This window comes from Alishewanella sp. d11, from assembly GCF_049390205.1.
Lineage (GTDB): Bacteria > Pseudomonadota > Gammaproteobacteria > Enterobacterales > Alteromonadaceae > Alishewanella.
Window position 1 is genome coordinate 2,655,894 of the sequence record NZ_CP186547.1, and the last position, 26,251, is coordinate 2,682,144.

The 26,251-nt window shown below is 45.3% G+C and carries 23 protein-coding genes; 17 read left to right on the forward strand and 6 right to left on the reverse strand.

All coding sequences use genetic code 11. From position 1 onward, the window contains the following. The first annotated feature begins 99 nt into the window (after positions 1–99). Genes ACO1PK_RS12145 through ACO1PK_RS12155 form a run of 3 tightly spaced genes read left to right on the forward strand, consistent with a single transcriptional unit; the run spans position 100 to position 1,830 of the window. Positions 100–837, forward strand: coding sequence for an SDR family NAD(P)-dependent oxidoreductase (locus tag ACO1PK_RS12145; protein ID WP_423185884.1), 738 nt, complete (start codon positions 100–102; stop codon positions 835–837). Further along, a complete protein-coding gene (locus ACO1PK_RS12150; protein WP_423185885.1) occupies positions 834–1,331 on the forward strand; it encodes a DUF2878 domain-containing protein in 498 nt (165 codons plus the stop codon). Before ACO1PK_RS12145 ends, ACO1PK_RS12150 begins: the two co-directional genes overlap by 4 nt. After that, positions 1,324–1,830 (forward strand): chalcone isomerase family protein, encoded by a 507-nt coding sequence (locus ACO1PK_RS12155; RefSeq protein WP_423185886.1) that lies wholly within the window; start codon positions 1,324–1,326, stop codon positions 1,828–1,830. The genes ACO1PK_RS12150 and ACO1PK_RS12155 overlap by 8 nt, the downstream gene beginning before the upstream one ends. 66 nt (positions 1,831–1,896) lie before the next feature. Here the strand turns inward: ACO1PK_RS12155 and ACO1PK_RS12160 are convergent, their stop codons facing one another. Next, on the reverse strand, positions 1,897–3,219 hold the full coding sequence (locus tag ACO1PK_RS12160) for an alkaline phosphatase (protein ID WP_423185887.1): 1,323 nt from the start codon (positions 3,217–3,219) through the stop codon (positions 1,897–1,899). A 237-nt stretch (positions 3,220–3,456) separates the two neighbouring features. Between ACO1PK_RS12160 and ACO1PK_RS12165 the strand changes: the two genes are divergently transcribed. The 5 genes from ACO1PK_RS12165 to rarD all read left to right on the forward strand — a co-directional run bounded on the left by ACO1PK_RS12165 (position 3,457) and on the right by rarD (position 10,073). Continuing rightward, positions 3,457–4,320, forward strand: coding sequence for a class I SAM-dependent methyltransferase (locus ACO1PK_RS12165; RefSeq protein ID WP_423185888.1), 864 nt, complete (start codon positions 3,457–3,459; stop codon positions 4,318–4,320). A 259-nt stretch (positions 4,321–4,579) separates the two neighbouring features. Continuing rightward, positions 4,580–6,235, forward strand: coding sequence for a long-chain-fatty-acid--CoA ligase FadD (gene fadD, locus ACO1PK_RS12170; RefSeq protein WP_423185889.1), 1,656 nt, complete (start codon positions 4,580–4,582; stop codon positions 6,233–6,235). A gap of 106 nt (positions 6,236–6,341) precedes the next feature. Beyond that, complete coding sequence (rnd, locus tag ACO1PK_RS12175; RefSeq protein ID WP_423185890.1) at positions 6,342–7,475, forward strand: ribonuclease D; 1,134 nt, start codon at positions 6,342–6,344, stop codon at positions 7,473–7,475. A gap of 150 nt (positions 7,476–7,625) precedes the next feature. Beyond that, positions 7,626–8,999, forward strand: a complete 1,374-nt coding sequence (locus tag ACO1PK_RS12180; RefSeq protein WP_423185891.1) for a DUF4397 domain-containing protein — start codon at positions 7,626–7,628, stop codon at positions 8,997–8,999. Positions 9,000–9,170: 171 nt separating this feature from the next. Then, positions 9,171–10,073 carry an EamA family transporter RarD gene (rarD, locus tag ACO1PK_RS12185; RefSeq protein WP_423185892.1) on the forward strand — a complete coding sequence of 301 codons (903 nt, stop codon included), beginning with the start codon at positions 9,171–9,173 and terminating at the stop codon, positions 10,071–10,073. Positions 10,074–10,123: 50 nt separating this feature from the next. On the opposite strand, the gene ACO1PK_RS12190 is transcribed toward rarD, so the two are convergent. Genes ACO1PK_RS12190 through minC form a run of 4 tightly spaced genes read right to left on the reverse strand, consistent with a single transcriptional unit; the run spans position 10,124 to position 13,706 of the window. Continuing rightward, entirely contained in the window at positions 10,124–11,848 is a 1,725-nt protein-coding gene (locus tag ACO1PK_RS12190) for a hypothetical protein (RefSeq protein ID WP_423185893.1), read from the reverse strand. A 38-nt stretch (positions 11,849–11,886) separates the two neighbouring features. Then, positions 11,887–12,147: a cell division topological specificity factor MinE gene (minE, locus tag ACO1PK_RS12195; protein WP_189430780.1), complete on the reverse strand. Its 261-nt coding sequence runs from the start codon at positions 12,145–12,147 to the stop codon at positions 11,887–11,889. Between the two features lie 3 nt (positions 12,148–12,150). Continuing rightward, complete coding sequence (gene minD / locus ACO1PK_RS12200) at positions 12,151–12,960, reverse strand: septum site-determining protein MinD (protein WP_423185894.1); 810 nt, start codon at positions 12,958–12,960, stop codon at positions 12,151–12,153. A gap of 11 nt (positions 12,961–12,971) precedes the next feature. Then, positions 12,972–13,706, reverse strand: coding sequence for a septum site-determining protein MinC (gene minC, locus ACO1PK_RS12205; protein WP_423185895.1), 735 nt, complete (start codon positions 13,704–13,706; stop codon positions 12,972–12,974). 110 nt (positions 13,707–13,816) lie between these two features. Here minC and ACO1PK_RS12210 point away from each other — a divergent pair, with 110 nt between their 5' ends. The 9 genes from ACO1PK_RS12210 to ACO1PK_RS12250 all read left to right on the forward strand — a co-directional run bounded on the left by ACO1PK_RS12210 (position 13,817) and on the right by ACO1PK_RS12250 (position 24,090). Then, on the forward strand, positions 13,817–14,095 hold the full coding sequence (locus ACO1PK_RS12210; protein WP_423188213.1) for a YcgL domain-containing protein: 279 nt from the start codon (positions 13,817–13,819) through the stop codon (positions 14,093–14,095). A gap of 63 nt (positions 14,096–14,158) precedes the next feature. Further along, positions 14,159–15,160, forward strand: coding sequence for a lytic murein transglycosylase (locus ACO1PK_RS12215; RefSeq protein WP_423188214.1), 1,002 nt, complete (start codon positions 14,159–14,161; stop codon positions 15,158–15,160). After that, the gene (locus ACO1PK_RS12220; protein ID WP_423185896.1) at positions 15,161–15,823 is read left to right on the forward strand and encodes a fumarylacetoacetate hydrolase family protein; all 663 of its coding nucleotides are present in this window, start codon (positions 15,161–15,163) and stop codon (positions 15,821–15,823) included. Continuing rightward, positions 15,824–16,318, forward strand: coding sequence for a YcgN family cysteine cluster protein (locus tag ACO1PK_RS12225; protein WP_423185897.1), 495 nt, complete (start codon positions 15,824–15,826; stop codon positions 16,316–16,318). It begins immediately after the preceding gene. Then, complete coding sequence (locus tag ACO1PK_RS12230; protein WP_423185898.1) at positions 16,319–16,981, forward strand: mechanosensitive ion channel domain-containing protein; 663 nt, start codon at positions 16,319–16,321, stop codon at positions 16,979–16,981. A gap of 84 nt (positions 16,982–17,065) precedes the next feature. Beyond that, on the forward strand, positions 17,066–20,521 hold the full coding sequence (gene smc, locus ACO1PK_RS12235; RefSeq protein ID WP_423185899.1) for a chromosome segregation protein SMC: 3,456 nt from the start codon (positions 17,066–17,068) through the stop codon (positions 20,519–20,521). Positions 20,522–20,540: 19 nt separating this feature from the next. Continuing rightward, a complete protein-coding gene (gene zipA / locus ACO1PK_RS12240) occupies positions 20,541–21,437 on the forward strand; it encodes a cell division protein ZipA (RefSeq protein ID WP_423185900.1) in 897 nt (298 codons plus the stop codon). 75 nt (positions 21,438–21,512) lie between these two features. Continuing rightward, positions 21,513–23,549: an NAD-dependent DNA ligase LigA gene (gene ligA / locus ACO1PK_RS12245; RefSeq protein WP_423188215.1), complete on the forward strand. Its 2,037-nt coding sequence runs from the start codon at positions 21,513–21,515 to the stop codon at positions 23,547–23,549. 70 nt (positions 23,550–23,619) lie between these two features. Further along, a complete protein-coding gene (locus ACO1PK_RS12250) occupies positions 23,620–24,090 on the forward strand; it encodes a DUF2919 family protein (protein ID WP_423185901.1) in 471 nt (156 codons plus the stop codon). Positions 24,091–24,124: 34 nt separating this feature from the next. Here the strand turns inward: ACO1PK_RS12250 and ACO1PK_RS12255 are convergent, their stop codons facing one another. Then, on the reverse strand, positions 24,125–25,747 hold the full coding sequence (locus tag ACO1PK_RS12255; RefSeq protein WP_423185902.1) for a response regulator: 1,623 nt from the start codon (positions 25,745–25,747) through the stop codon (positions 24,125–24,127). Positions 25,748–26,251: the final 504 nt, after the last annotated feature.

Below are 26,251 nucleotides of genomic sequence, written 5' to 3' on the forward strand. Positions count from 1 at the left end.
TCTGGTTTCTTCGATAGAAACTAAGAAGAATATCCTCGGTTACCGCTGAACTGTTCTAAAAACTTTACGTACAAGACAGTAGATTGATAAGGAGTAACCATGTCGGCAACAATCTTAATCACAGGTGCAAGTTCGGGTATTGGCCGTGAAACTGCACTTTACTATGCAAAGCAAGGCTGGACAGTATATGCCCTTGCGCGTTCGGCTGACAAACTCGCTGAGCTTGCAGCGGAGCAACCCAAACAGATTATTCCGGTTAGTCTGGATCTAACCGATCTAGTTGCTATGCAAGCCTGGCGTGAAAGCTTGCCTGCTTCACATCACTTTGATGTGGTTTTACTAAACGCCGGCAATTGCGAATATGTGTCTGCGCTGGATTTAGACCTGGCTGCTTTTGAGAGAACCTTTGCCATCAACTTTCAGGCAGTGGTGGCCAGCACTAAACTATTTTTACCAACACTTAAAGTGGGCAATACCTTGGCAATTGTTAGCTCGATGGCGCACTTTTTTCCCTTTACCCGCTCTGAGGCTTATGGTGCGAGCAAAGCTGCAGTAAGTTATTTTGCGGAAAGCTTGCGTGTTGATTTGGCAGATACCGGCATTAACGTCTGTTTAATTGAACCGGGTTTTATTGATACGCCGCTTACCCAAAAAAATGATTTTTCGATGCCTTTTTTGATGCCGGTAGCTGAAGCGGCCAAGCGGATTTTCGACGGGATCAATGCCGGAAAATTGCGCTTACGCTTTCCCAGACGCTTAGGCTACCTGCTAAAGCTATTAAGTGTATTACCTTATGGGTTACGCACTAAACTAGCCGCAAGGATGAAGCAACAATGACAGCGTTAAAAGTGAATATACCATGGCGGGCATTGCTGGGTTTTGAAGTGTGCTGGTTTTTATTAGTGTATTTTCAGCAGTTGGCTTTTTGGCCTGTATTATTATATTTGCTCTATGGTTTATGGCAGTTACCTTCGCGTAATGCGCAATTGGCGGTCGCATTAACGGCTATTTTCGGCATTGTCGTGGATAGCCTGTTAGTGTTCTCCGGTATTTTAAGTTTCGCGCAACTTGCTTGGCTACCTCTGTGGTTTGTGCTGCTCTGGGGTATTTTTGCGTTAGCCCTTGTTGAAGTGATGAGTCGCTTTTTAACAAAGCCTTGGCTAGCCGCGTTGCTTGGCGGTGTGGGTGGACCCTTATCTTACATCGGTGGCGCTGCACTGAGCGATGGTGTAATGAGCTTCCCTGCGGGGATTTGGTCTTATGTTGTACTCACGCTGGTTTGGGGCTTTCTGGGTATTATTTTTGGTTATAGCAGGAGATGGTATGCGTAAAATCATAGCTTTATTGATAGCGTTCAGCGTTACCTCACCCGCCTTTGCGGTTCCCGATCTGCAAACGGTAGGTCAAGGCAGTTATCGCTATATGTTTTGGCAATTGTATGATGCCAGGTTAGCCAGTAGTGATGGCCGTTTTGTCGATTACCAACAGAGCGCCCCTTTGTTATTAGAGCTGACCTATAAGCGCAATATCAGCCGAGATCAGTTTATTAAAGCCACGGTTGATGAATGGAAAAAACTGCAACAAAGCAGCCCTGAGCAGCAGCAACAGTGGGCTGAGCAGCTGACAACATTATGGCAGGATGTGAAAAAAGGTGATCGACTTGCCGCGGTGTTGCTACCAGATAATACGGTGGAGTTTTATTTTAACGGCAGCAAAACTGGAGTGTTAGCAGACAACGCTTTTGGGCCGGCTTTTTTTAATATTTGGTTAGACAATGCGACCAGCGCGCCAAAGTTAAGAGAGCAATTAACCGGTCAAACGAGCGAGTAACAGGTTAGTGAATACGAACAAGCCCAGCAATTACTGGGCTTGTCTGTCATTAAAGTATTTTTAGCCTTATTTGGGCTGCTGAGTGCTGATATACCGAATCAATTGTTTGGCAATCGCAGTGTTGTCCATAAAACCCTGAAAATCCTCACGGTTTTTACCGTAAGCCATAATGGGCACATCTGCCGCAGTGTGACCTCCAGTCGTCCAACCGGTGTAAGAGTATTGCGAGATTAATTGTACCGCGACTTCACGTAAGGCTTTTTGCTCACCGCCACGCTGTGCCAACAGTCGCTGTTGTTCTTCGGCGGTAAGAGTGATGTGTGTTAATTCGGACCAGCGCTTTAACGCGGCTTCGTCACTCGCTGCGGCATTTAACTCGTCGGCAATTTTTCGACCCGTTGCTGAAACCTTGCTGATGATCTCTGGTAACCACAGGTATTTGCCATTGGCGCCCAACGACATACCACCGGTTTCATGATCAGCTGTTATCACCAGTAACGTATCTGGATTCGCATCAACATAGGCTTTGGCGACGAGCACGGCTTGCGCAAAGTCATGCATTTCGGCCATAGCGCAAGCGATATCATTATCATGCCCACACCAATCAATTTGACTGCCTTCTACCATAAGGACAAAGCCTTTCTCTGACGGCTGGAGCAGTTGTAATGCTTTACTAGTCAAGGTTGCAAGTTGAGCTGGTTGGCTGGAATTTAGTACCGGCGGTAAGGCTACTTTATCCAGTAGAGCAATAGCGGGTTTCTGCGATAATGTCGTTAATTGTTGCCAGCTGTCTGCATATTGATAACCCGCTGCTTTAAAGTCGGCAATAACGTTTCTATCTTCACGAATAAAAAAATCAGTGCCGCCACCGAAAATAACATCGGCAACCGGTTGGCCGTTAATTTTATAATCAAAATACATATCAGCAATCGCGTTTAGGTTGCGACGGCTAACATTATGCGACACAAAAGCCGCAGGCGTCGCGTGATTAACTTGCGAACTGGCAACGATGCCGTTGGCTTTCCCTAATTGCTTAGCAAGCTGCATCATGGTGCCAATAGGGATATGTTGACGATTGACCGAGATAGCACCGTTAAAGCTTTTAACTCCGGTTGCTAAAGCGGTTGCCCCAGCGGCAGAATCAGTCACTAAGGTATCATCGTCGGGGTAGGTACTCGCCATTCCCGTTAATAAATCATCAAAAATGGTGTTTGCAACAGGCTTGTTTGCGGCTTCTGCACCAAAGGTAAGCTGATGTTGGTAATAGCGATAAGCGGTAAGGTATGCAGGGCCCATACCATCGCCAATCATATAAATGACATTTTTGGGTGCTGCAAACAAAGAGGTGCTACTTAATGCTAATAGCGGGAACAATAACAAGGCGCGCATGTCATAACCTTTTAAATAGAATCTTAAAGACGAGAGTGTAAAGTAGCCTTATCGTTATACCAAGCAACTTGCGATATGGTTACGAAAATATGATATAAAAAGATAACCTACTTTTGCTGGACTTTTAGTCAAATTGAGCGTTATCTTAAAGCTAACCGCCTGAATTCGGTGCTTAATTCCGTTTGGGTAATCGATAGGATGTTAAGCAAGATGTTCTGTTAATCCAGGGTCTTAACTATGACAAAAATAATAACAACGATGGTCATTATCAGTTTATTGCAACTGCTAAGTGGGGATGCTTTGGCCAAATCCACAGAGCTCTGGCGAGAGCAGATAGCGGCTCATGCCGAAAATCCGGCAAGAGGTGCGGCACATTTACATCGAAATCAATACCGTAACCCAGTAGAAACATTACTATTTTTTGGTATTGAACCGCAAATGTCAGTGTTGGAGCTTTGGCCTGTGCGTGGTTGGTATACTGAGATCTTGGCGCCTTTTTTAAAAGATCAAGGTCAACTTACGGTTGCGCATTTTCGCCAAGACGGAGGAAATATTAATGACGAACGCAGTTTATTTTGGGCAAGATTAAGTGCGCGTTTACAACAAAGACTGACAGAACAAGTTGAAAAATTTGGTACAGTTGCAAGTGTTGCTTTAGATCCACCACAGTTTGTTCCTGCTTTAGCTCCTGAGCAGTTTGATATGGTGTTAAGTTTTCGAAATGCACATATTTGGGATAAACATGGCCATTTGTTGGCAACCATGCAAAATCTTTTTTCCGTTTTGAAACCTGGTGGTGTGTTGGGGATGGTAGAACACCGTGCCGCAAGAGTCTCTGATGTGACCAGTTATGCGGTAGAAGGCTATACCGATGAGGCCTATTTAATTAGTGTTGCAGAACAGGTTGGTTTTCAATTAGTCGAAACCAGCGAAATCAATGCTAACCCTAAAGATACTAAAAACTATACTCGAGGTGTGTACACCTTGCCGCCAACATTGGCACTGGGGTTAGAAGATCGCGATTATTATCTGAATATTGGCGAAAGTGACCGGATGACTTTAAAATTTGTAAAACCCATTGCTGTTGAATTGCCGAACTAGAGTATGCTTTAGTTGCGAATAGGGTAATTGATCAGTGTGAATAGGGCGAAAGACGACCATCAGTGTATGTTGACAGATTGTCTGTTTAGTCCTTTTATGGGATGATGTTATTAGAGTAAAAGCTCAGACAGATCGCTGCAGCCAAGCAATAACTCCGCGAATTGCACAAAAGCAGCTAAAATAACAATAAAAAGCTAAGCCTTTCAAAAGCTCAACCAATGCTTGCGCTTAGTATAACAACTTTATTAAGGAGTAGACGGTGGACAGAGTCTGGTTCAATTCATATCCCGAGGGCGTTCCGGCGCAGATCGATCCTGATCATTATTCTTCTTTATTAGATATTTTCAGTCAGAGTATTGAAAAATATGCTGATAAAGTTGCTTTTATCAATATGGGTAAGAGTATTACCTATCGTGAGTTAGATCGTCAAAGCAAGGCTTTTGCCGCTTATCTACAGCATGAACTGGGTTTAAAGCCTGGTGATGCGGTAGCCATTATGATGCCAAATTTGTTGCAATATCCAATAGCATTAATGGGTGTTCTCAGAGCCGGCTGTAGCGTAGTCAATGTTAACCCGCTTTACACACCACGAGAATTACAACATCAATTAACAGATTCAAAAGCTAAAGCTATTGTTATTGTTGAGAATTTTGCGCACACCCTGATGGCTGTTGAAAAGCAAATGCAGGTTGAACATGTTATTTTAACCAAAATGGGCGATATGCTGGGGACGGTGAAAGGCACTATCGTGAATTTAGTGGTTAAACACGTTAAAAAGCTGATTCCAGCCTACCAGTTACGTAAATTTACCCCTTTTAATCAAGTTCTTGCACGTGGTGCAAGTCTAACTTGGCAAAAGCCTGTGGTGAAGGGCGATGACATTGCATTTTTGCAATATACCGGCGGCACAACGGGGGTTTCAAAAGGTGCGATGCTAACGCATCGCAATATGGTTGCTAACCTTGAGCAAGCAAGCGGCTTTTTAGATCAGTTTTTAGATGATGGTACTGAGAATGTCGTTACGGCTTTACCGCTGTACCATATATTTGCGCTTACCGCTAACTTCTTTGTGTTTTTCAAACACGGTGGTACAAATTTATTGATCACTAATCCACGCGATATGCCCAACTTTGTTAAAGAGCTGGCTAAATTCCCGTTCACCGCGATTACCGGCGTAAATACGTTGTTTAATGGTTTGCTCAACACCCCTGGTTTTGCCGAGTTAGATTTTAGCAAACTGAAATTATCGCTAGGTGGCGGTATGGCCGTGCAGCGTCCAGTCGCTGAGCGTTGGAAAAAAGTCACTAAAACCCGTTTGTTAGAGGGGTATGGTTTAACAGAGTGCTGCCCTTTAGTCACCTTAAGTCCATTCAATCTGCCTGACTTTAATGGCAGTATCGGTTTACCCGCGCCATCAACGGATATTCGACTGGTTGATGAAAACGATAATGATGTGCCGCTCGGTGAGTCAGGTGAGATGATCGTGCAGGGCCCGCAGGTTATGTTAGGTTATTTAAATCGTCCGGAAGAAACGGCAAAAACCATTAAAAATGGCTGGCTTTACACTGGTGATATCGCACGCATGGATGAACAAGGGTTCTTTTATATCGTTGATCGTAAGAAAGATATGATTTTAGTTTCTGGGTTTAATGTATACCCTAATGAAATTGAAGAAGTTGTTGCGATGAACGAAAAAGTGTTAGAAGTGGCCGCTGTGGGTGTACCCAACGAAGTTACAGGTGAAGTCGTTAAAGTTTTTGTGGTTAAAAAAGACGCGTCCCTGACGGAAGAAGAGGTCATTACCCACTGTAAGCAACATTTAACGGGCTACAAGGTGCCAAAACTGGTAGAATTCCGCAGTGAGCTACCCAAAACCAATGTAGGCAAAATCTTACGCCGCGAATTACGCGGTTAATAAGAAAAGCCGGCCCCGCGCCGGCTTTTTTGTCAATTTAATTTGGCTTGTTGTCGTTGGCGTAATAGCCAAATTAACTGAGCAACGTTATTACAGAGAATTCTCCATGTCATTGCTAAGCAATAACCAAAGTCTAGCCCAATTCTGTCAGCGTGCTCTGTCGCAGCCTTTGCTGGCGGTAGATACAGAGTTTATTCGGCAAAGTACATTGGTACCAAAACTTGGCCTTATTCAATTATTTGATGGTGTGCAATTAGCCTTGGTGGATCCGTTAGCGATTACTGATTGGCAACCTTTAAAAGAACTGCTGCTAGCGCCACACATCACTAAAATTTTGCATTCTTGTACAGAGGATTTGGAGGCGTTTGCCAGTATTGGTATTTTAGAAATCAGCCCTTTATTTGATACACAACTTGCTGCTGAAATTTTAGATTGGGGCGGCAGTATTGGTTATGGACGTTTGGTTGAGCAGCTGACAGGAACTCTTCTAGATAAAAGTGAAGCCAGAACTGATTGGTTAGCGAGGCCTTTGGCTGAAAGGCAACTCGCCTATGCCGCCAATGATGTAAAATTCCTCTTGCCGGTTTATAGCAAGCTGTTAGCGGAGTTTACGCAGCCTAATAAATTAGACCTATTACTCGCGGAAGGGCAACAACTTTTACAACGGAAACAGCAGCAACTACCTGACGCTTTTAAATATCTTGAGGTAAAAAACAGTACACAGCTCACTAGCCGAGAATTAGCGGTGCTGCGTGAACTGGTGAGTTGGCGTTTTCAATATGCAAGCCAGCGAGATTTAGCTCTTGGATTAGTGGCTAAAGATGCTCAATTGTTAGAGCTTGCTAAGCGCCGCCCAGCTTCAGCGGAAAGCTTACTCAACATACCTGGCATGGCGAGTCGTGATATGCGGCGTCATGCCAAATTATTAGTAGAGTTAATAAACACGGCCAAAAATATCCCGGCAGAGCAATGCCCGCAGCGATTTTACCATCTAGACCACTTTGCTGGTGAAAAAGTAGTGTTAGCGGAATTAGGTCAAGCGGTTAAGTTGGCCGCTGCTGCCGCGCAGATCCCTGCTTCGTTTTTATCAACGCGCCGTCAATTACACGAGTTTTTTAATTGGTGCTGGCGTGTCGCTGATGCCGACAGAGCCGAGTTGCCCATTCCAGAATATTTGTGTGGTTGGCGTAAAGCGATTTTAATGCCGTACTTGCCGATCCCTGAACATATTATTTTGTAGTATTTGCTGCCGCACTACGTACAAAACTGCATGTTGGATTTATCGAAAATATGTGATGTTATAACCTAAATTTAGCAATGATTTTTGTTGATCTCCCGCAAATTTTACGGCGTAAACTTTTTCGCTTAATAAAACTAAAGGGAATCAACAATGAATAAAATCTTATCTGTTTCAATAGCCGCAGTTGCCTTGGCTAGCCTCAGTGCTTGTAATGATGATGACGATGTTATAGTACCACCACCGCCGCCACCTCCAGTTGTAGTAGATGCAACGCTACGTGTTATTCATGCTGCTTCTGATGCGCCAAATGTAAATATTCTTCTCGCTAATAATGCGGTTGTTGAGAATCTAGCATATGCACAGAGCTCTGCTAACTTTAGTTTGGCACCAGCAACCTACAATGTTGCTGTGCAAGCAAGGCTTCCGGCGAGTGCTACTGCAACGGTTATAGGTCCATTAGATCTTACTTTAGCTGAGGCAACTAACTATAAAGTCTTTGCAGTAGGCTCAGTGGCAGCAACAACACTGGAACCCCTTGTTGTCACTTCTCCAGTAAAAGCATTAGCTGCAGATAGCGTACGTTTGCAGGTTGTGCATGCAGCATCTAATGCTCCGACAGTAGATATTCATGTAACAGCGCCTGAGCAAGCTTTAACTGCGCCTCTGGCAACCTTAGATTTTAAGCAATCTACTGCCGCCGTTGATGTTGCTCCAGGTAATTATCGAGTCAGGATTACTTTACCAGGGCAGCAAACCGTTGTTTTTGATTCAGGTACCCTTGAACTTGCTGGTGGTACTGACTTAGTCGTAGCTGCCATCAATAATCGCTTGTCTGGTGAATCGCCTGTATCGTTATTAGCTGTTGCTCCAGACGGTAAGTTTTCGGATATTGCTGATGTGAATACCACAGCATCGGTTCGTGTGATACATAATGTCTCTGATGCTCCTGCCGTTGATGTGATCGTAAATGACAGTACAAAGTTGGTTGAAAGCTTAGCTTTCCCTAATTTTACGAACTATGTTGGTGTTGCTCCTGATACCTATAATGTAAAAGTGGCTGCAGCAGCAGACAATAGCGTTGTGGTGATCAATGAAAATCTAACCTTGGAAAAAGGGGCATTCTATAGTGTGATTGCTGTAGGTTCACTAGGTAACAATACCATTTCGCCTTTAGTGTTAGCGGACACGCCACGTCGGATTGCCACTGAAGCGCAGGTTCGTATTGTGCATGGCTCAACCTTAGCTGGACCAGTCGATATCTATGTTACAGCAACCAACGATATCAGCAGCGCCACACCCGCTTTTGCCGCCGTAGAATTTAAACAAGAGACAAGTTATGTTTCATTAAATGCCGGTACTTATTTCGTTACTGTAACAGCTGCTGGAACGAAAACTGCAGCCATTGGTCCCTTGTCATTAGATCTTGCAGCAAATCGTATCTATACCGCTGTCGCACGCGATGGTGCAGATCTTACTGCTGATGTTGGCTTAATTTTGCTGGATGATTTTAATACAGCAATTTAATTTAGCCGCCTCAAATTAGATTGTACTTAAACTAATCCGGCACTGCCGGATTAGTTTTATTGGGAGAGGGTAAGCCGAAGTTGAATCAAACAACAACAAAGTGAAAGCCAGAATAGGGTAGGAGCTTAATGCGAAAAAGCCTATAATTGGCCTCAACCTGTTGGAGTGTGTATGTCTTTAACCCGCGAACAAAAGCTCGGTGGCATTTTTGCTGCCACGGCTTACAGTCTTTGGGGGATAGCCCCTTTATATTTCAAACAAATTGATTTTATCCCCGCAGCCGAGATCTTGATTCATCGTATTGTTTGGGCTTTTTTACTATTACTATTGGTTATAGCGTTACTTAAACAAGGACGAGCAACGCTGGCGATTCTCGCCAAGCCAAGCTTACTGCTTTGGCTCTTACTGTCGGCATTATTGTTAGGGGGGAATTGGTGGTTATTTATCTGGGCGGTAAATAACAATCATATGTTAGATGCCAGCTTAGGTTACTACATCAACCCGCTGCTTAATGTGCTGTTAGGTATGGTATTTTTAGGTGAGCGATTACGTCGTCTGCAATGGTTTGCCGTGTTTTTAGCGGCAACTGGCGTGATCTGGCAGATTTTGACTTATGGAGCACTACCTTGGATCGCCTTAGTGCTCGCCAGTTCTTTTGCGCTTTATGGTTTACTTAGAAAAAAGTTGGCAGTGGATGCGATAAAAGGGTTATTTTTTGAGTCGTTGTTATTGTTGCCCGTCGCTTTATGGTATTGGTGGGCATTTGCAGACAGTTCCGCTGCTAATTTAGCGCAAAATAGCCTGAGTCTGAATGTTTACTTGGTTGCTGCGGGTTTAGTTACTACAGTGCCATTACTCTGTTTTATCGCTGGAGCAAGGCGTTTACAACTCTCTACTATGGGGTTTTTCCAATATATCGGCCCCACCTTGATGTTTGTGTTTGGTGTCTGGTTATATCAAGAACCTTTAGCTTCTGAGCGATTTATAACTTTTGGGTTTATTTGGTTGGCGCTTTGCTGTTATAGCATTGATGCGTGGCTAGCCGCTAAAGCAAGACGCACCAGTGTGCTTTAAATAAAAAAGCCAGAGCTAAGCTCTGGCTTAAATTTTAATACGCGGCCTATTTATTCACTGACTTTCATTTCTGTCGTAAGGACGACGCCATGTGAGTCAACGCCAAACGACATACCTAACTGCATATCGGTATTCATCATGGATTCCAGCTCAGGTGGCATTGGCTGGCCAGAAGCAGAAATCATAGCTGACATGGCGCCAAAAAACTGTTTGTAGTCCATACCAAAAGATAAGATACCGTTCTTGTTCAGTTTCTCAGTCGCAATAGTAGCTGCTTGTGCTTTCGCTTTGTCACCTACGTACAATAAAAGGTGATTGTCACTGGCTTGTAGGCGAACGTCTAATCCCAATGCCGCAATGGGCGGGAAAATTTCAGATACCGACATCTCATCACCTGCAGCGGGTAGGGTAATGCCTGCAAGAGGCGGCAGCATAGCTTGTGCATTGGTGAATAATGCTTGAGGATTATCAGCAGACAAGGTCACTAGCGCATCTGCTGCAGTGGGTTGTCCGGTTGCCATATCCATACTAAAACCATTAATCGTTACGGACATGCCTTGTAAACCATTGGCCGCCATACCCGCCATGGCTAACATCATCATGGGGTTTTGTTCTTTCATTTGTTGCTGTAAAGCAACTAATGGTTCGCAAGTCAATGATAGCTCTGTCATACCAGCCCAGAGTATGCTTATAGCAGGAGTGATTTGGCTGATTTCAGTTCCCAAACCAAGATAGAACATAGACGGGTGCAGAGCACCGTTCAAACTTTTCGGAATAAAACCTTGTAGTTTTTGTAAGCCGTCAAGTGCCACTTTGCTCTCGGTAGGTATGATCATTTTACTGCTGAGCACGATGCCTGCTGCATTCTGTTGCTTTATTTCTGCATCCATGACTAAACCTGGCCAAGTTTTAGTCAACATGGCAACATCTGTTTGACATGCTGGCGTGTGCCACACTTGCAATGCTTCGGGTAAGCCTGCGGTAAAGGTTAACTGTAAATCTTGTGCCAGTTGGTTGCCATCGGTCGTGGTGAAAGCTAAACCGAGTTGTTCGGTGCTTAAAAAGCCTAAACCATCTTGTTTAAGTTGGTATTTTTGGCTCATATCAGCAAGTTTACTGGTGTTACCTAGGTTTTTGGCTGGTTTTTGCTGTGCTAATGCGTGAGCGCGATGTGTTTCAGGTAACTTATTACTATGTAAAGCAACAGTCCCCCAGCCACGATCAACACTGACTAATAGCTCTAGGCCATCCAACAACTCGTTTAACGAGTAAGCTTGATACGTATGGCCGGCTAACTGTTTTGTCTGAGTCTCAACCCCACTTTGGGTCGCTGCGCGTTCGAAAAAAGCTTGGAAGGCGGCGGCATCCGTTACTTCAAAACGAAGGACGGGGGCGGCACCCACTAAGTAAGATAAAGAGCGCGTTTTTGATGCTATACCGGTATTTTTTACAAAATCGTCGGGGTTGCTTAAGGTCGTGATGTAGTCTTGAAACAGGGCTAATCCGAAGCGCACTGCGGGTGACGCTTCCGCCGCGAGCTCTGTCATGGCTTGCTGCATTTCAGCATTATTTAGCTGTTCAGCGGACATGCCAAGACTTTTTAAATACGCCACCAAATCAAGCGGCGTAAACTGCCCTGAAAATAAAGCGGTATCAGCCGGAACATAATCTAGTTCACTTAAGCTAATTGAGCTGGGTGTAGAGGATTTGTTTATAGCATAATAGCCAGCAACACCCGCTGCGATTATCGCAGCGGCAATAAGAGTCTTGCGCATTGTCTGCTCCTTTGACAGATGTGTTAGAAAAGCACTAATTAACGCTTTTCATCAGGGAAAGTGACGTTCAGTTCAAGTACTGACAATTCATCACTACGTTGTTCTAACGATACCGCAATTTGATCTGCAGGTATATCAACATATTTACGGATAACTTCCAAAATATCACGTTCTAGCTGAGGGAGATAATCCGGACCAGATCGGCGTTTACGTTCATGCGCCACAATAATTTGTAGACGCTCTTTCGCCGTGCTGGCGGTATTGGTCTTTTTTGAACGAAAATAATCCAGTAACGACATCAGTTATCCTCCAAAGATCCTTTTGATAAAGCCTTTTTTCTCAACGGTCAGAAAACGAAAAGGCACTGTTTCGCCAAGGAGGCGTTTTACGGTATCTAGGTAAGCCTGACCTGCATCGCTATCTTTGTCCATAATCACCGGTTGTCCCGAGTTAGACGCGTTTAAAACCGCTTGTGATTCAGGGATAACACCAATCAGTTCAATAGCGAGAATTTCTTTCACATCCTCAACACTGAGCATCTCACCTTTTTGTACGCGTTCTGGATTGTAACGGGTAAGCAATAAGTGCTCTTTGATCCCTTCTAACCCTTGCTCTGCGCGACGCGATTTGCTTGATAACATGCCGAGGATCCGATCAGAGTCACGCACAGAGGAAACCTCTGGGTTAGTCACCACAACGGCCTCATCGGCAAAATACAAAGCCATCATGGCACCTGATTCAATCCCCGCTGGCGAGTCACAAAGGATAAAATCGAAGTCTTCAGCCAGTTCGTTTAACACCCGTTCAACGCCTTCTTTGGTCAAGGCATCTTTATCCCGGGTTTGTGATGCTGGCAGGATAAATAAATTGTCTACCCGCTTATCTTTAATCAATGTCTGTTTTAAATTTGCTTCACCATTGATTACATTAACAAAGTCATAGACTACACGACGTTCGCAGCCCATGATTAAATCTAAATTACGCAAACCGATATCGAAATCAACGATAACTGTTTTATGACCGGCTAACGCCAGCCCTGTGCCAATAGCTGCACTGGAGGTGGTTTTACCGACACCGCCTTTGCCTGATGTCACCACAATAATCTTAGCCATAGTGAGGTTCCTTACACTAATTCTGAAATAATCAAGGATTCGTCTTGCCATCTAATGCAAGCCGATTTTCCCCAAAACTCACCTTGAAGGCTGTCACTTAACCAATAGTTGCCCGCAATGGATACCAGTTCAGCCTGCATGTTATAACAATAAATACGTTTGCTTGTATCGCCGTTTGCCCCTGCAATGGCTTTGCCGCGCAATGAGCCATATATGTGGATATTGCCATCGGCAATCACTTCTGCACCTGCGCCAACGGCTCCTTTAACAATAAGATCAGTTCCTTTAGCATAAATTTGCTGACCAGATCTGACCGTTTGCTCCACAACCTTTGTGTCCAGCATTGCCGGTGGTGTTACAACGACCGGCGAGGGTGCTGCGGGTGTCGAAGCTGACGCATTTCTAGTATTGACATCATTGTTTGCCGATTTTGCTGCTGCCGCTTTACCCGCTTGCAGCACGGCCAGTCCCGCGTGTTGCGCAGCGAGTTTAATCGCGGCATCGGCACCCGTCACACCAACCAATACTAGCTTTAGTTCTGCAAATAACTGTTTCAATGCTGCAAAATCGGGTTCAGCTTGGCAATCTTGCAAATTTAGCATTATCGGCGCCTGATAAAAAAAACCGGGCGCTTGTGCAAGTTTTGCCGCTAACAGCGGTTCAAGCGTTTTCACACTGAAATCAGTACAATGTAACACGGACAAAGGGAATAAACTGCCCTTTAGCTCTAAGGAGTGATCAGACATAAAAATTCAGCGCTTTTACTATTATTATCACTGCTATGGCAGCGTTCTACATGCGCTTCATGTTATAGTCTTGCTATCTGTTAGGCAAGTTAGTGAAGAAGTTTTATTCTATGTTATGCACTGTTTATCGTAGCCCTCGGAAAGAGGGAACTTATTTGTATATTGAAAAGCGGGACGACTTTAGTAAAGTGCCGGCTTTGTTGTTAGAAAGCTTTGGTAAACCTGAGCTGGTTACCCTAATAAATTTAGCAAAACGGGAACATCTGGCACAAATTGATATCAATAAGCTCAAAGCCGCATTAACTGAGCAAGGCTTCTATTTGCAATTACCACCACCACCAGAAAACTTGTTGGCTGCGCATAAGGCGGCGAACAACGCAAACCGTTAAGCGGAAAAGGGAGTGTATTTTATTATGGGTTTCTCATTAAATCGCTGTGTTGTAGCGGGTTTCATGTTAGTTACCAGTCAGTTTTCTTTTGCACAAGCTACCACCGAAAATCCTAAACCTGACTATGCGGCATACACGGCAGCCTTGAAAGCAGAAGCGCAAACCAAAGGCTACGATGCAAGCTTGCTAGAGGCTGTTTTTAGTTCACTGACCTTTTATGAAAGAGCAATCAGCGCGGATAAAAGTCAACCCGAGATTGTAGAAACCTTAAATACTTACTTACCTAAGCGCGTTAGCGAAACGCGGATCCGCATGGCGCGTGAGCGTTATCAACAATATTTGCCGCAATTAGAGCAAATTGGCAAACAATATGGTGTACAACCCCGCTTTATTATTGCGCTCTGGGGTTTAGAAAGTAGTTTTGGTCGTTTTATGGGGAATTTCTCTATTCCTTCTGCACTTGCCACTATGGCTTACGAGGGGCGTAGAGAAGCATTTTTTAGAGAAGAGTTTTTTCATGCGCTGGATATTTTGGCTCAAGGTCATATCCAATTGGAAGATATGAAAGGGTCTTGGGCGGGGGCTATGGGGCAAAGCCAGTTTATGCCAAGCTCCTTTTTAGCCTATGCCCAAGACGGTGACGGCGATGGTAAAAAAGATATCTGGACTAATGAGCTGGATGTATTTGCCTCTATAGCCTTCTACTTAAAGCAGCAGGGCTGGGATAATAAGGGTACTTGGGGCCGTGAAGTGCAATTGCCAGCAGGTTTCGATGCAGCTCATGCCATACAACGTGGCAGTCTGGCACGTGCCGAGTGGTTAAAACGTTGGAATGCATCAGAGCGTAGTTTAGCTGACTGGCATAAACTGGGGGTGCGCCGACTAAATGGTGAACAATTACCGCAACGTGATTTGGCTGCGGCGCTGATTTTACCTGATGGCCCTAACGGCCGGGCTTTCTTAGCTTATAATAACTATAAGAGTTTAATGCATTGGAATCGCTCTTATTACTTTGTAACCAGTGTTGGTTATCTGGCAGATCTCATTGTGGCGGAGCAAAATTAAATGTATCAGCATCAAACGATAGCACAGCAAAGTATCCCGCTGCCGCTGGGTAAGGTTGTATGTATTGGTCAGAATTACCAAGACCATATTGCTGAGATGCAAAGTAAAACGGCTCCTGAGGCGTTGTTTTTTATCAAACCTGCTACCGCCTTGGTCCCGCTGAGTCCCAGTTTCACTATTCCACTTGAGCAAGGTGCTGTTCATAATGAACTGGAAGTGGCCGTATTAATTGCTAAGCCTTTAAAAAAAGCAAGTTTCTCAGAGGTGCATGAGGCAATTTGGGGTTACGGCCTAGCGCTGGATTTAACCTTACGTGAGGTTCAGGCTAAGTTAAAGCAACTGGGCCGTCCTTGGGAAATTGCTAAAGGCTTTGACGGTGCTTGTCCATTAAGTGGCTTTGTGCCCAAACAAGCGGTGCAGCACCCACAGCAGTTAGATTTTAGTCTTACCGTAAATGGTGAAGTACGCCAACAGGGCAACAGTGCCAATATGATCCGAGGTATTAGCCAGTTAATTAGTGAGATGAGCCAGCATTTTACCTTGTTACCCGGCGATGTAGTGCTTACGGGGACTCCAGCTGGAGTGGGGCCTTTACAACTCGGTGACACGCTGGAGCTGCAGTTAGCCGATTTCTTTTCAATAACGACCAAGGTCAGTAATTAAATGGCTTTAGAAGCAAACTTTTGGCAGCACAAAACGCTGGCTGAAATGAATACCGAAGAGTGGGAAGCGCTGTGTGATGGCTGTGCCAAATGCTGCCTAAATAAGTTTATCGATGATGACGAAGAAGAGGGGCCAACCGCTATTCTGCATCAGGACGAACAAGTGCATTACAGCAACATTGCTTGCCGCTATTTAAACAGCCATAAGTGTGAATGCACGCAATATGAGCTTCGGACGGTATTGGTACCTGATTGCATAAAACTGACCAAAGATAATTTGAAAGATATTTTTTTTATGCCCAATAGCTGTGCTTACCGACGTTTACATGAAGGACGTGGTTTAGCGTCATGGCATCCATTGTTGAATGGCGGCAAAAAAAGTCTTATGCATAAAAAACAAATGTCAGTACGTAATAAAACAATATCTGAAGATCACGTCGATATGGAAAAATTTGAAGATTATATTGTCAGCTGGCCTTTGAACGATTTGGACTAGATGATGAGTGTGGAAAAATCGATTATTACCGGTAGTGATATCTTAACCAAGCTGAGTACCTATTTAAGCCCGATGCTGATTCAAATAGGGCTCTCCTTACTGGCTTTTATCGCTTATATCATTATTAGCCGCCGATTAGTCCCTGTTATCTATAATTTGTTGGCAGGTAATCGCATTCGACCAGAGATGAATAAAAGAGCGCTGGTGGTATGCCATATACTGTTATTGTTGATGCTGGTGGTAATTCTTAGCCTAGTTTGGGGCGTGGATATCCGTGGTTTGCTGGTATTTGCATCATCGATAGTGGCCGTGGCCGGTGTGGCCTTATTTGCATCATGGTCGTTGATTAGTAATGTAACAGCATTTTTTATTTTGCTTGGCCAACGTGATTTTGCCGAAGGCAGTAAAGTCCGGATTATCGATGGCAATAACGCCTTAGAAGGTGATATTGCAGAAATTCATCTATTTAATACTGTACTAACGACTTCTAATCAGGAGCGGATTATTTATCCGAATAACCTAATTATTTCCAGACCTGTGATTATTGTCAGCTCTGTGGTCGAAAAACCGCGTCTACGTAAGAATATCGATGTGTTAGCTAAGGCGGAACGCTGGCGGCAGAAAAACCTGCAAAGTCAGGCGAATAAAAGAATTAGCAAGTGACAGCACTATACAAATTCGGTAGATTGAACAAACTGATTAATAACAATTTTAATAGTGGCTTGCCTAAAAGTAAGTTACCCAGCAATGCGCTTAAAGCAGATTAAACTAGCCGGATTTAAGTCTTTTGTCGACCTGACTACTGTACCGTTTCCCGCAGCGATGACGGCGGTAGTAGGGCCCAATGGCTGCGGTAAATCCAATGTTATCGATGCAGTACGTTGGGTGCTGGGCGAAAGCTCGGCCAAAAACTTGCGTGGCGATGCCATGACCGATGTGATTTTTAATGGCTCAGCACAGCGTAAGCCGGTCGCGCAGGCGTCGGTGGAATTGGTTTTTGAAAATACTCAGGGCCGTTTAGCCGGTCAGCTAGCCGATCGCAGTGAAATTGCGATTAAGCGTTTAGTCACCCGTGATGCACAATCCAGCTATTTTCTAAATGGCAGTAAATGCCGCCGCCGCGATATTACCGATATCTTTTTAGGCACCGGACTGGGGCCACGCAGCTATGCCATTATAGAGCAAGGCATGATCTCTAGGCTGATTGAATCTAAACCGCAGGAACTTCGCGTTTTTATTGAAGAAGCCGCGGGGATTTCTAAATATAAAGAGCGGCGTCGAGAAACCGAAAATCGCATTAAACATACCCGCGATAATTTGGATCGTTTAGCGGATGTACGGGAAGAGCTGGGTAAAAATATTGAGAAGTTAAAACGTCAGGCGGCGACAGCACAGCGTTATAAAGAGTTAAAAGCGCAAGAGCGCAAATTACGATCTGAAGTCACCACGATTAAATGGTTGGGGTTTAATCAACAATTAACCCAACTAGAGCAACAATTGCGCGAACAGGAAGCTGAGCTGGAAAAATATCATGCCGCCCAGTCTGGCGATCAGCGCGTTTTGCTTGAATTAAAAGCGCAAGCGGCAGATGCTCGTAGCGATCAAGAAAAGCGACAGCAATATTTCTATCAGCTGGGTGCCAGTATCAGTCGATTGGAGCAACAGATTGTTAGCCAGCGGCAACAGCAACAAATGCTGCACAGCCAATTACAACAAAAACAACATAGTCTGCAGGAATTTACACGACATCAACAAGCCGATTTGCAGCAACTAGCGGAATTAAACGCGCAGTTAGCCGAGTTAGAACCTGATATGGCGCTACAGGCCGAACAGGTAGCAGAACTCACCTTGTTACTCCAAGAGGCAAGTCAAGCAGTGCGGCAGCAACAGCAGCAATTTGAGCACTGGCAGCAGGCGAGTTACCGTCAGCGCGAGCAAGTGCAGCAGGTCACGCTGCAGTTACAGCATCTGCAGCAACAGCAGCAGCAGTTGGCCGAGCAACAACAGCGACAAGCGCAGCAACTGGCGCAGTTAGACGAAACAAGCCTCGCCGCAACGATCTCTGAGCTAACGTCTGAGCAAGCCAGCTTGGCAAACGAACTACAGCAGGTGCAAGTTAAATGGCAACAACAACAAGACACATTGCAGCAGGCTGGCCTTGCACACGCAAAAGCCCTGCAAGCATTACAGCAACTACAAAATCAGCAGCAAGTATGCGTATTAGAGCAAGCGCGGCTAGTACAACTGCAAGCGGCTTTGCCCGCAACGGAACAGCTTTTATTGCAACAACTTGACATAACGCCGGGTTGGGCACTGGCGGTGGCACTGGCGCTGGGCAATTTAAAACATGCCAAAGTAGTACCGCAGCTGCCGTTTGACCTGGATGCGCAAACTGGCCAGAGTTATTTGGCAACGCATTGGTCTGAGAATGGCGCCCAACAGACGGTGAATATGCCTGATGGTCAGCGCACTTTAGCCAGTGTAGTTCAGCAAGGTCCTTATCCAGAGAGCTTTCGGCATATTTTATTGGCTGACAATTTAACCAAGGCAACAATAATGCAGCCGTCGCTTCGCGCAGGACAATCGGTCATTTGCCCAGAAGGTATATGGCTTGGTAGTAACTGGGGATTGCTGCCAGATGCGGATGCTGCAGACAGTGCATTGTTGCGGCAGGAACGCTTGACCACGCTAAATCAACAGTTAGCACAGCTAGACGTTAGCCTGCGCCAAGCCGCAGTTGTCGAAGTGGCAGCAATGCAGCATTATCAACAACAGCAACAGCTAGCCGCACAGCTTAGCCAGCAACAAGACGACTATAAACAGCAGCTGCAACAGCTGCATACCGCGATTCAGTTAAAGCAATTAGCCCTTACGCAGGTGCAACAGCAGCGCCTGCAATTACAGCAAAGTATCGCTGAGCTTAGTATGCAGCAGCAACTGCTGGTCGCGCGTTATGATGAGCAGCAGCTTTTGCAAGACAATGCTGAGCAGGCTTATCAAACTCAACTGAGTGAACAACAGCAGTTACAGCAGCTGCTCACCGAGGCCCGCCAACAAGAAGAACAACTGCGCGTGCAAAGTGCCGAGCAACAACAGCGTTTAGTGCAGCTGCAAATGCAAAGTCAGCTCTGTCAGCGTCAGCAACAAAGCTTACAGCAAAACTTAGCGCGCACCGCGTCACAGCAGCAGTTACTAGAAGAACAAATTGCTGAATTACAACACCAGCTGTTTGCAGAGGATGATCCCGCTTTAGTGCTACAAGAACAATTGCAAGAATCGCTGTTACTGCGTGAAGACGCTGAAGCCACGTTAGCTGAGGCGACAAATGTGCTAAGTTCGCTCGAGCTGCAAATCCGAGCGTTGGAACAAGGGCAGTCGGGTATTGTACAACGCCTGTCCGAGCAGCAGAAAAAACTGGAAGCGCTGCGTTTAGATGCCGAAGGGTTTCGCATTAGAGCGAACAATATGTTAGAACTGTTACGCGAGCAACAAGTCAGCATGAAAGAGGTGCTAGCCCAGCTGCCTGCTAATGCCGATGAGCAAAGCTGGCAGCAGCAGTTAGATAAAACCCTTGATGCCGTCAGTCGCTTAGGGGCTATCAATCTGGCTGCTATTGATGAATATGAACAACAAGCGGTGCGTAAGCAGTACTTAGATGATCAGCATCAAGATTTAGTCTCTGCGCTAGACACCTTAGAAACCGCCATGCGTAAAATCGATCGAGAGACAAAACAGCGCTTTAAAAGCACCTTTGATGACATCAATGCTGGGCTACAACAACTGTTCCCAAAAGTGTTTGGTGGCGGTAGTGCTTATCTTGATTTAACGGGTGAGGATTTATTAGAAACGGGGGTTAGCATTATGGCGCGCCCGCCAGGTAAAAAAAACAGTACAATTCATTTATTATCCGGTGGTGAAAAAGCGTTAACCGCTTTATCATTGGTGTTTTCAATTTTCAGATTAAATCCTGCACCTTTTTGTATGTTGGATGAAGTAGATGCCCCTTTAGATGATGCGAATGTGGGGCGTTTTTGTAATCTAGTGCGAGAGATGTCTGAAACGGTTCAATTTATTTATATTAGCCACAATAAAATTGCTATGGAAATGGCGTCGCAATTAATGGGCGTAACGATGCAGGAACCTGGTGTATCCCGCGTTGTGGCGGTAGATGTGGATGATGCTGTCAAACTGGCAGTAGCCTAAAAGTTAAAGGTATAAGAAAATGGCTAGCGAGTTGCGTTTAGTGTTAATAATTTTGGGAGCCCTGTTATTGGGTGGCTTATTCTTACATGGCTTATGGACGGTGCGTAAAAATAGTAACAAAGCGCAACATCGTTACCATCCTGAGGATAACGACAAAGAGCAAGCTCCTGCAGAGGGCTTTGATGAATATGGCATAGGTCAGGTTAGGGTGGTTAAGGGCGCAGGAAAAAAAACTGTTGAGTCTAAGGGCCGCTTTACCACAACGCCTAATCCTGATGCCAAGCCGCAGAGTCGGCCAGTCGATGTAAAACGTCGACATGAACCTATGCAGCAAGATGAGTTATTTCAAGAGCCGCAAGAACCCGTGTTAAGTTTTTCGGCATTAGCAGAAGAGCCCTTGCTATCGACATCTGATTTCGCAGCTGAAGAGCAAGATTATCCAGATCAGTCAATGGCCAGCGATGCTGACGATACTGATTCGGCTGCACCTTCTGAAGTTTTGATTTTGTATGTGTTGTTGCCTGAGCAACAAGAATTAAAAGGACAAGAACTGCTAGCGGCGTTAACCATGTTAGGTTTTAAATATGGTGAAATGGATATCTTCCATCGTCACCAAGACAGTGCTGGCAACGGCGAGGTATTATTTAGCTTGGCCAATATGTTTAACCCTGGCACCTTTGATATCGAAAATATGGATAAACTCAGCACCCGTGGTTTGAGCTTATTTATGACCTTGCCGGGGCCCGGCGAGCCTCTGCAAAATTTTAACGTGATGCATAATGCCGCTAAAAAATTGGCTGAAGAATTTGGTGGCCAAGTGTTAGATGGTCAGCGTAGCGTGTTAACGGTTCAAACGGTACGCCACTATGTTGAGCGCATTCGTGAATTTCAGCGCCAGTGTTTGATTCGACGCTAATTTGCCGCTAGCCACAAAAGAAGATTAACACGGCAGGTTTTACCTGCCGTTTTTATTAAAGAGTTTACGACGATGATCAAGCAAAGCCCCACAGAGCAAGTCGCGACACTGCGTGTGCAGCTGGCCGACTATAACTATCAGTATTATGTTTTAGATGCGCCCACTGTACCCGATGCTGAATACGATAGGCTTTATCGAGAGTTACAGCAGCTGGAGCAAGCTTATCCAGAGTTAGTCACCAGTGACTCGCCGACGCAACGGGTGGGCGGCGCGCCTTTAGCGAAATTTTCGCAAGTACAACATAGCCTTCCTATGCTGTCTTTAGATAATGCCTTTGCTGAAACGGACTTTACTGCCTTTGTAAAGCGTATGCGCGATAGGCTTGATTTTACTGGGGAGTTTCGCTTTTGTTGCGAGCCTAAGTTAGATGGTTTAGCCGTTAGCATCCGTTATGAACAGGGCATTTTTGTGCAAGCGGCAACCCGGGGCGATGGCAACACGGGCGAGGATATCACTGCAAACATCCGCACGATTCGCGCTATTCCCCTAAAGTTAAAGGGTAATAACGTGCCGCCGGTGCTTGAAGTGCGTGGTGAAGTCTTTATGCCATTGGCAGGGTTTGCCAAGTTAAATGAGCAAGCAAAGCAACAAGGTGAAAAAGTTTTTGCCAACCCACGCAATGCCGCAGCAGGCAGTTTGCGGCAACTTGATCCGGCGATTACCGCGAAACGGCCGCTGATGTTTTATGCCTATGCGGTGGGCTTGGTCGAGGATCCTGCAAGTTATCTGAATAATGACTGCCATTATCAGCGGTTACAGCAGTTAAAGGAGTGGGGGCTGCCAGTGTGCCCAGAAATTCGGCTGGTTAGCGGAGAAGCTGATGCGCTGAGTTACTACCACGCCATTCTAAAGCGCCGAGCCGAGCTGGCTTATGAAATCGATGGTGTGGTGATTAAAGTCAGTCAGTTAAGCCAACAGCAAGCGCTGGGGTTTGTGGCCAGAGCGCCACGGTGGGCTATTGCGTTTAAATTTCCTGCACAAGAAATGCTAACGACCTTACTGGATGTTGATTTTCAGGTTGGACGAACCGGCGCCATTACACCCGTAGCGCGATTAGTGCCGGTCAATGTTGGCGGTGTGACGGTCAGTAATGCCACCTTACACAATCAGGATGAAATAAATCGCTTGGGCGTGCAAATTGGCGATACTGTTATAGTCCGGCGTGCTGGCGATGTGATCCCGCAGATCGTGGCTGTTGTGTTAGAACAGCGTCCAGCTTCGGCTCGCCCAGTGCATTTTCCTGAGGTGTGCCCAGTCTGTGCCTCGCAGATTGAGAGAGTCAGCGGTGAAGCCGTGGCGCGCTGCACGGGTGGGTTATATTGTGCAGCCCAATTAAAAGAAGCCTTAAAACACTTTGTCTCCCGCAAAGCCCTTGATATTGAGGGTCTGGGCGATAAGTTAGTTGAACAATTAGTTGAGCAGGGCTTAGTTAAAACACCTGATGCGATTTTTGCTTTAGATATGCCAGCACTGGTTGGTTTAGAGCGAATGGCCGAGAAGTCGGCACTTAAGTTATTAAATGCGATTAAACAGGCCAAACAGACGACCTTGCCACGTTTTATCTATGCGCTGGGTATTCGCGAAGTGGGTGAAGCGACAGCACTTAACTTAGCAAATCACTTTACTACGCTGGAAGCGTTGGCTAATGCGAGCTTAGAGCAGTTATTGGCGGTTCAAGATGTTGGCACTGTAGTGGCGGAACATCTTTATAATTTCTTTCATGAACCACATAATCAGCAGGTGGTTGCGGCATTGTTAGCGCAAGGCGTGCAGTGGCCAACTATTGCTAAAGTGCAAGCCAGTGAGCAACCCCTTGCTGGACAAACTATCGTGCTTACCGGTACGCTCACCAGTATGGGACGTGACGAAGCCAAGGCGTTATTACAACGGCTAGGTGCTAAAGTCTCGGGTTCTGTTTCGGCGAAAACCCATGCGGTGATTGCCGGTGAAAGTGCGGGATCAAAATTGGTCAAAGCGGCCGAGTTACAGGTGCCGGTGTGGGATGAGCAGCAGATGCTAGCCTTATTCCAACAATACGGTGTAGCAAATTAATGTTTGTAGCAGGCAGATGGCTAGGTCGGCATAGCGTTAAACATCAGGGCATAGGCATAAATAATTCGTTATGAAAGAGTGGCCATTACTAGATAAATATGGATTGACGCCAATACCCCAGCGTTTTTATTGGCTGTTATTATTACTACTCAGACCTTATTTATGCTGGCTATTGGTGTTGACCGTGCCAGCCCAACAAAAAGATCTGATAAAACTGTTTTATCCCTATCAACAAGACTTTTTGATCGCTTGTGTGATCGCGTTACCGGTTTTATTGCTGGTGGCCGCCTTGTCACAGCGAAGCGATAAACGCAGTGCCGCTTGGCGACCCGTCTGGCGTTTCAGTAAGCCCTTGCTGCTCGTATGCTGTACTGCGGACTTCGCTTATACGCTATTCACCTTACCCGCGGATGCGATTTTAGATGCCCCTTGGCGCATAGTGTCAGTTGTGTTGTTGGGGCTTGGGTTATTCTGGCTGCTTAGTTCGAAAACCCTACCGCTAGTATTTCGCGAATGGCCCGAGCCAGTTACCAAGCCTTAATACTCAAGTGAAGCACTTTCTACCCCATGGCCACTTATAATGAAGCGCTAGGTAGGCGCTGCTTAATTTGCTCATAACGAGTTTGTTGATCAGGTTTTAAATTGCCATGACTAAGCACTTGCTGGCATTGTTTTAATAAACGTGTTTTCTCAATAGCAGAGCAAAGAGGACGGGGTGAAAGCAATAAGGTTTGCCACAGATTTAAGGCAATCCCCACGTTTTTTGGCATAACTTGATGTGCCAGTGAAAAGGCGTTAAATGCTTGCTCCCAATGACCTCGTTGATATAGCTGTACCGCATTATTATTCAGCTCGCGTGGGCCTTGTTGCATTTGCTTACGCTCGGCTTGCTCCTGCGTTAAGTACGCTTTGAACATGGGATCTGCCTGTTGGCGCAAACAATGTTGGCTAATCTGGGCAAACAGCTGCTGCGATGCTTCAGTTAATCCCACTTCATGCAGTGCTTTGGCTTTGTCTAACGCATCTTCCAGTGACTGTATCGGGCTGTCTATTTTTAAATCATGTAATAATGCTTTGGCTTTGTCTTTATGATCTTGCAGATACAGCAGCCGAGCTTTTAAGATCTGTTGTTGCTCGCTTAAATCTTGTTTTGAAAATTGTTTTTGTAAACTCTGCAAGCTTTGATTTGCTTGTCTATTTAACCGGCTATTTTGCTCTTCATCTTCAGTTGCTAAGGCAAAATCAATACTGGCGCGCGCGAGATTTAAATACAGATCAGGTTGTTCAAAAATAGAATAACGGGCAAATTTCACCATATCCTTGGCCGCCCGATATTGCATCTCATAATCGTGGTTTAAGCGAGATAATTGCAGCAGTTTTTGCTGGCGCAATAAATTTCTGGGTGCTAAATCGGCAGCATGGATCAAATGTTGTTGTGCATTTTGATAGCGTTTTTGCTTAAATTCTAATTCTGCTAACAGATCCAGCGCAAATAATCGGCTATCTGTGCGCAGTAACATCGCCTCCAGTTCACTAAAGGTTTCTGTTTCTTTACCCAAGGCGACATAGCAACGCACAAGCCCCATTTTTGCCCAGCTAAATGGTTGAATGGCGAGCATCGCTTTGAAATAGTGCTCGGCATCTGCGAACTGCTGCTGGCTAACTAAAATGTCGCCTTTCAGTTTTAACAGCAATGGAAACCATTTGCGCTGTTTTGCATCAGTGAGCTGCTCGTCAATATATTGCAGCGCACCGTGCTGATTGCCGGAATCTAAGAATTGGTATAGGGTTCTGAGTTCAGTTTTACGTTTTAGGACGCGTTCAATGCGCAGCTGCAAATCTCTTATTACAAAAGGTTTTGCAAGAAATTCATCAGGTTGTAATTCGATAACGCTATGCACTAACGTCGGATCTGTTTCAGCGCTGATAAAAATTACGCCGGTGGCGTGTTTGTGCAAGCCGCTAAATTTTAGCTCTTCGTAAAGTTGATAGCCGTCTTTACCATCGCCTTGGTTATAAGAGCAGATAATGAGATCGTAGTGAATGTCGCGGCACAGTTGTAAGGCGAGCTGCGGCTTATCGGCTATGGTGATATCTTGATATTTAAGTTGCTCTAAGGCGAAACGTAAATAGCTCTGCGATAATGCTTGTTCATCAATAATGAGAATTCGTTCATTGCGCTTTAGCGAACTATCCATCTACAGCAAGTATCCTGCGTCAGTAAGATGTTTATACTATAGCAATTTTTATGCGCGGGTTAACTGTTAATCTGTAATTAATATTATAGCGGGTTTGAATCTGCAGTTTCTTAACGTTACGCAGATTCTAGATTAGTGCATCCGGTGGCTAAACGCGCCGTACAACTTTGCCGAGGGACGCCGTTAACCCATCCATGGGGGCTCCTGTTTTTCATCCATGAAAAACACGCCCTCGGTCAAAGTGTACTATGCGTTTACCACCTCGTTTGATTTCTGTTTGGCCCGATATGTCCCCTAAAAAGGATACTATGCGTTTACCACCTCGTTTGATTTCTAAGTTTCGTGACGGTACATCAATTTTTTTAAGCCCTTGGCTGTTAGGAAGCCAGTTTGCCATCTGTTAAAAAACACCAATACAGTCAGGCAGCGAGCCGATATTGCTAAACAAAGCGTGTACGGCATGGATGCCGGACAGACAAATTTGCTGGAGCAAATTTGAACAGC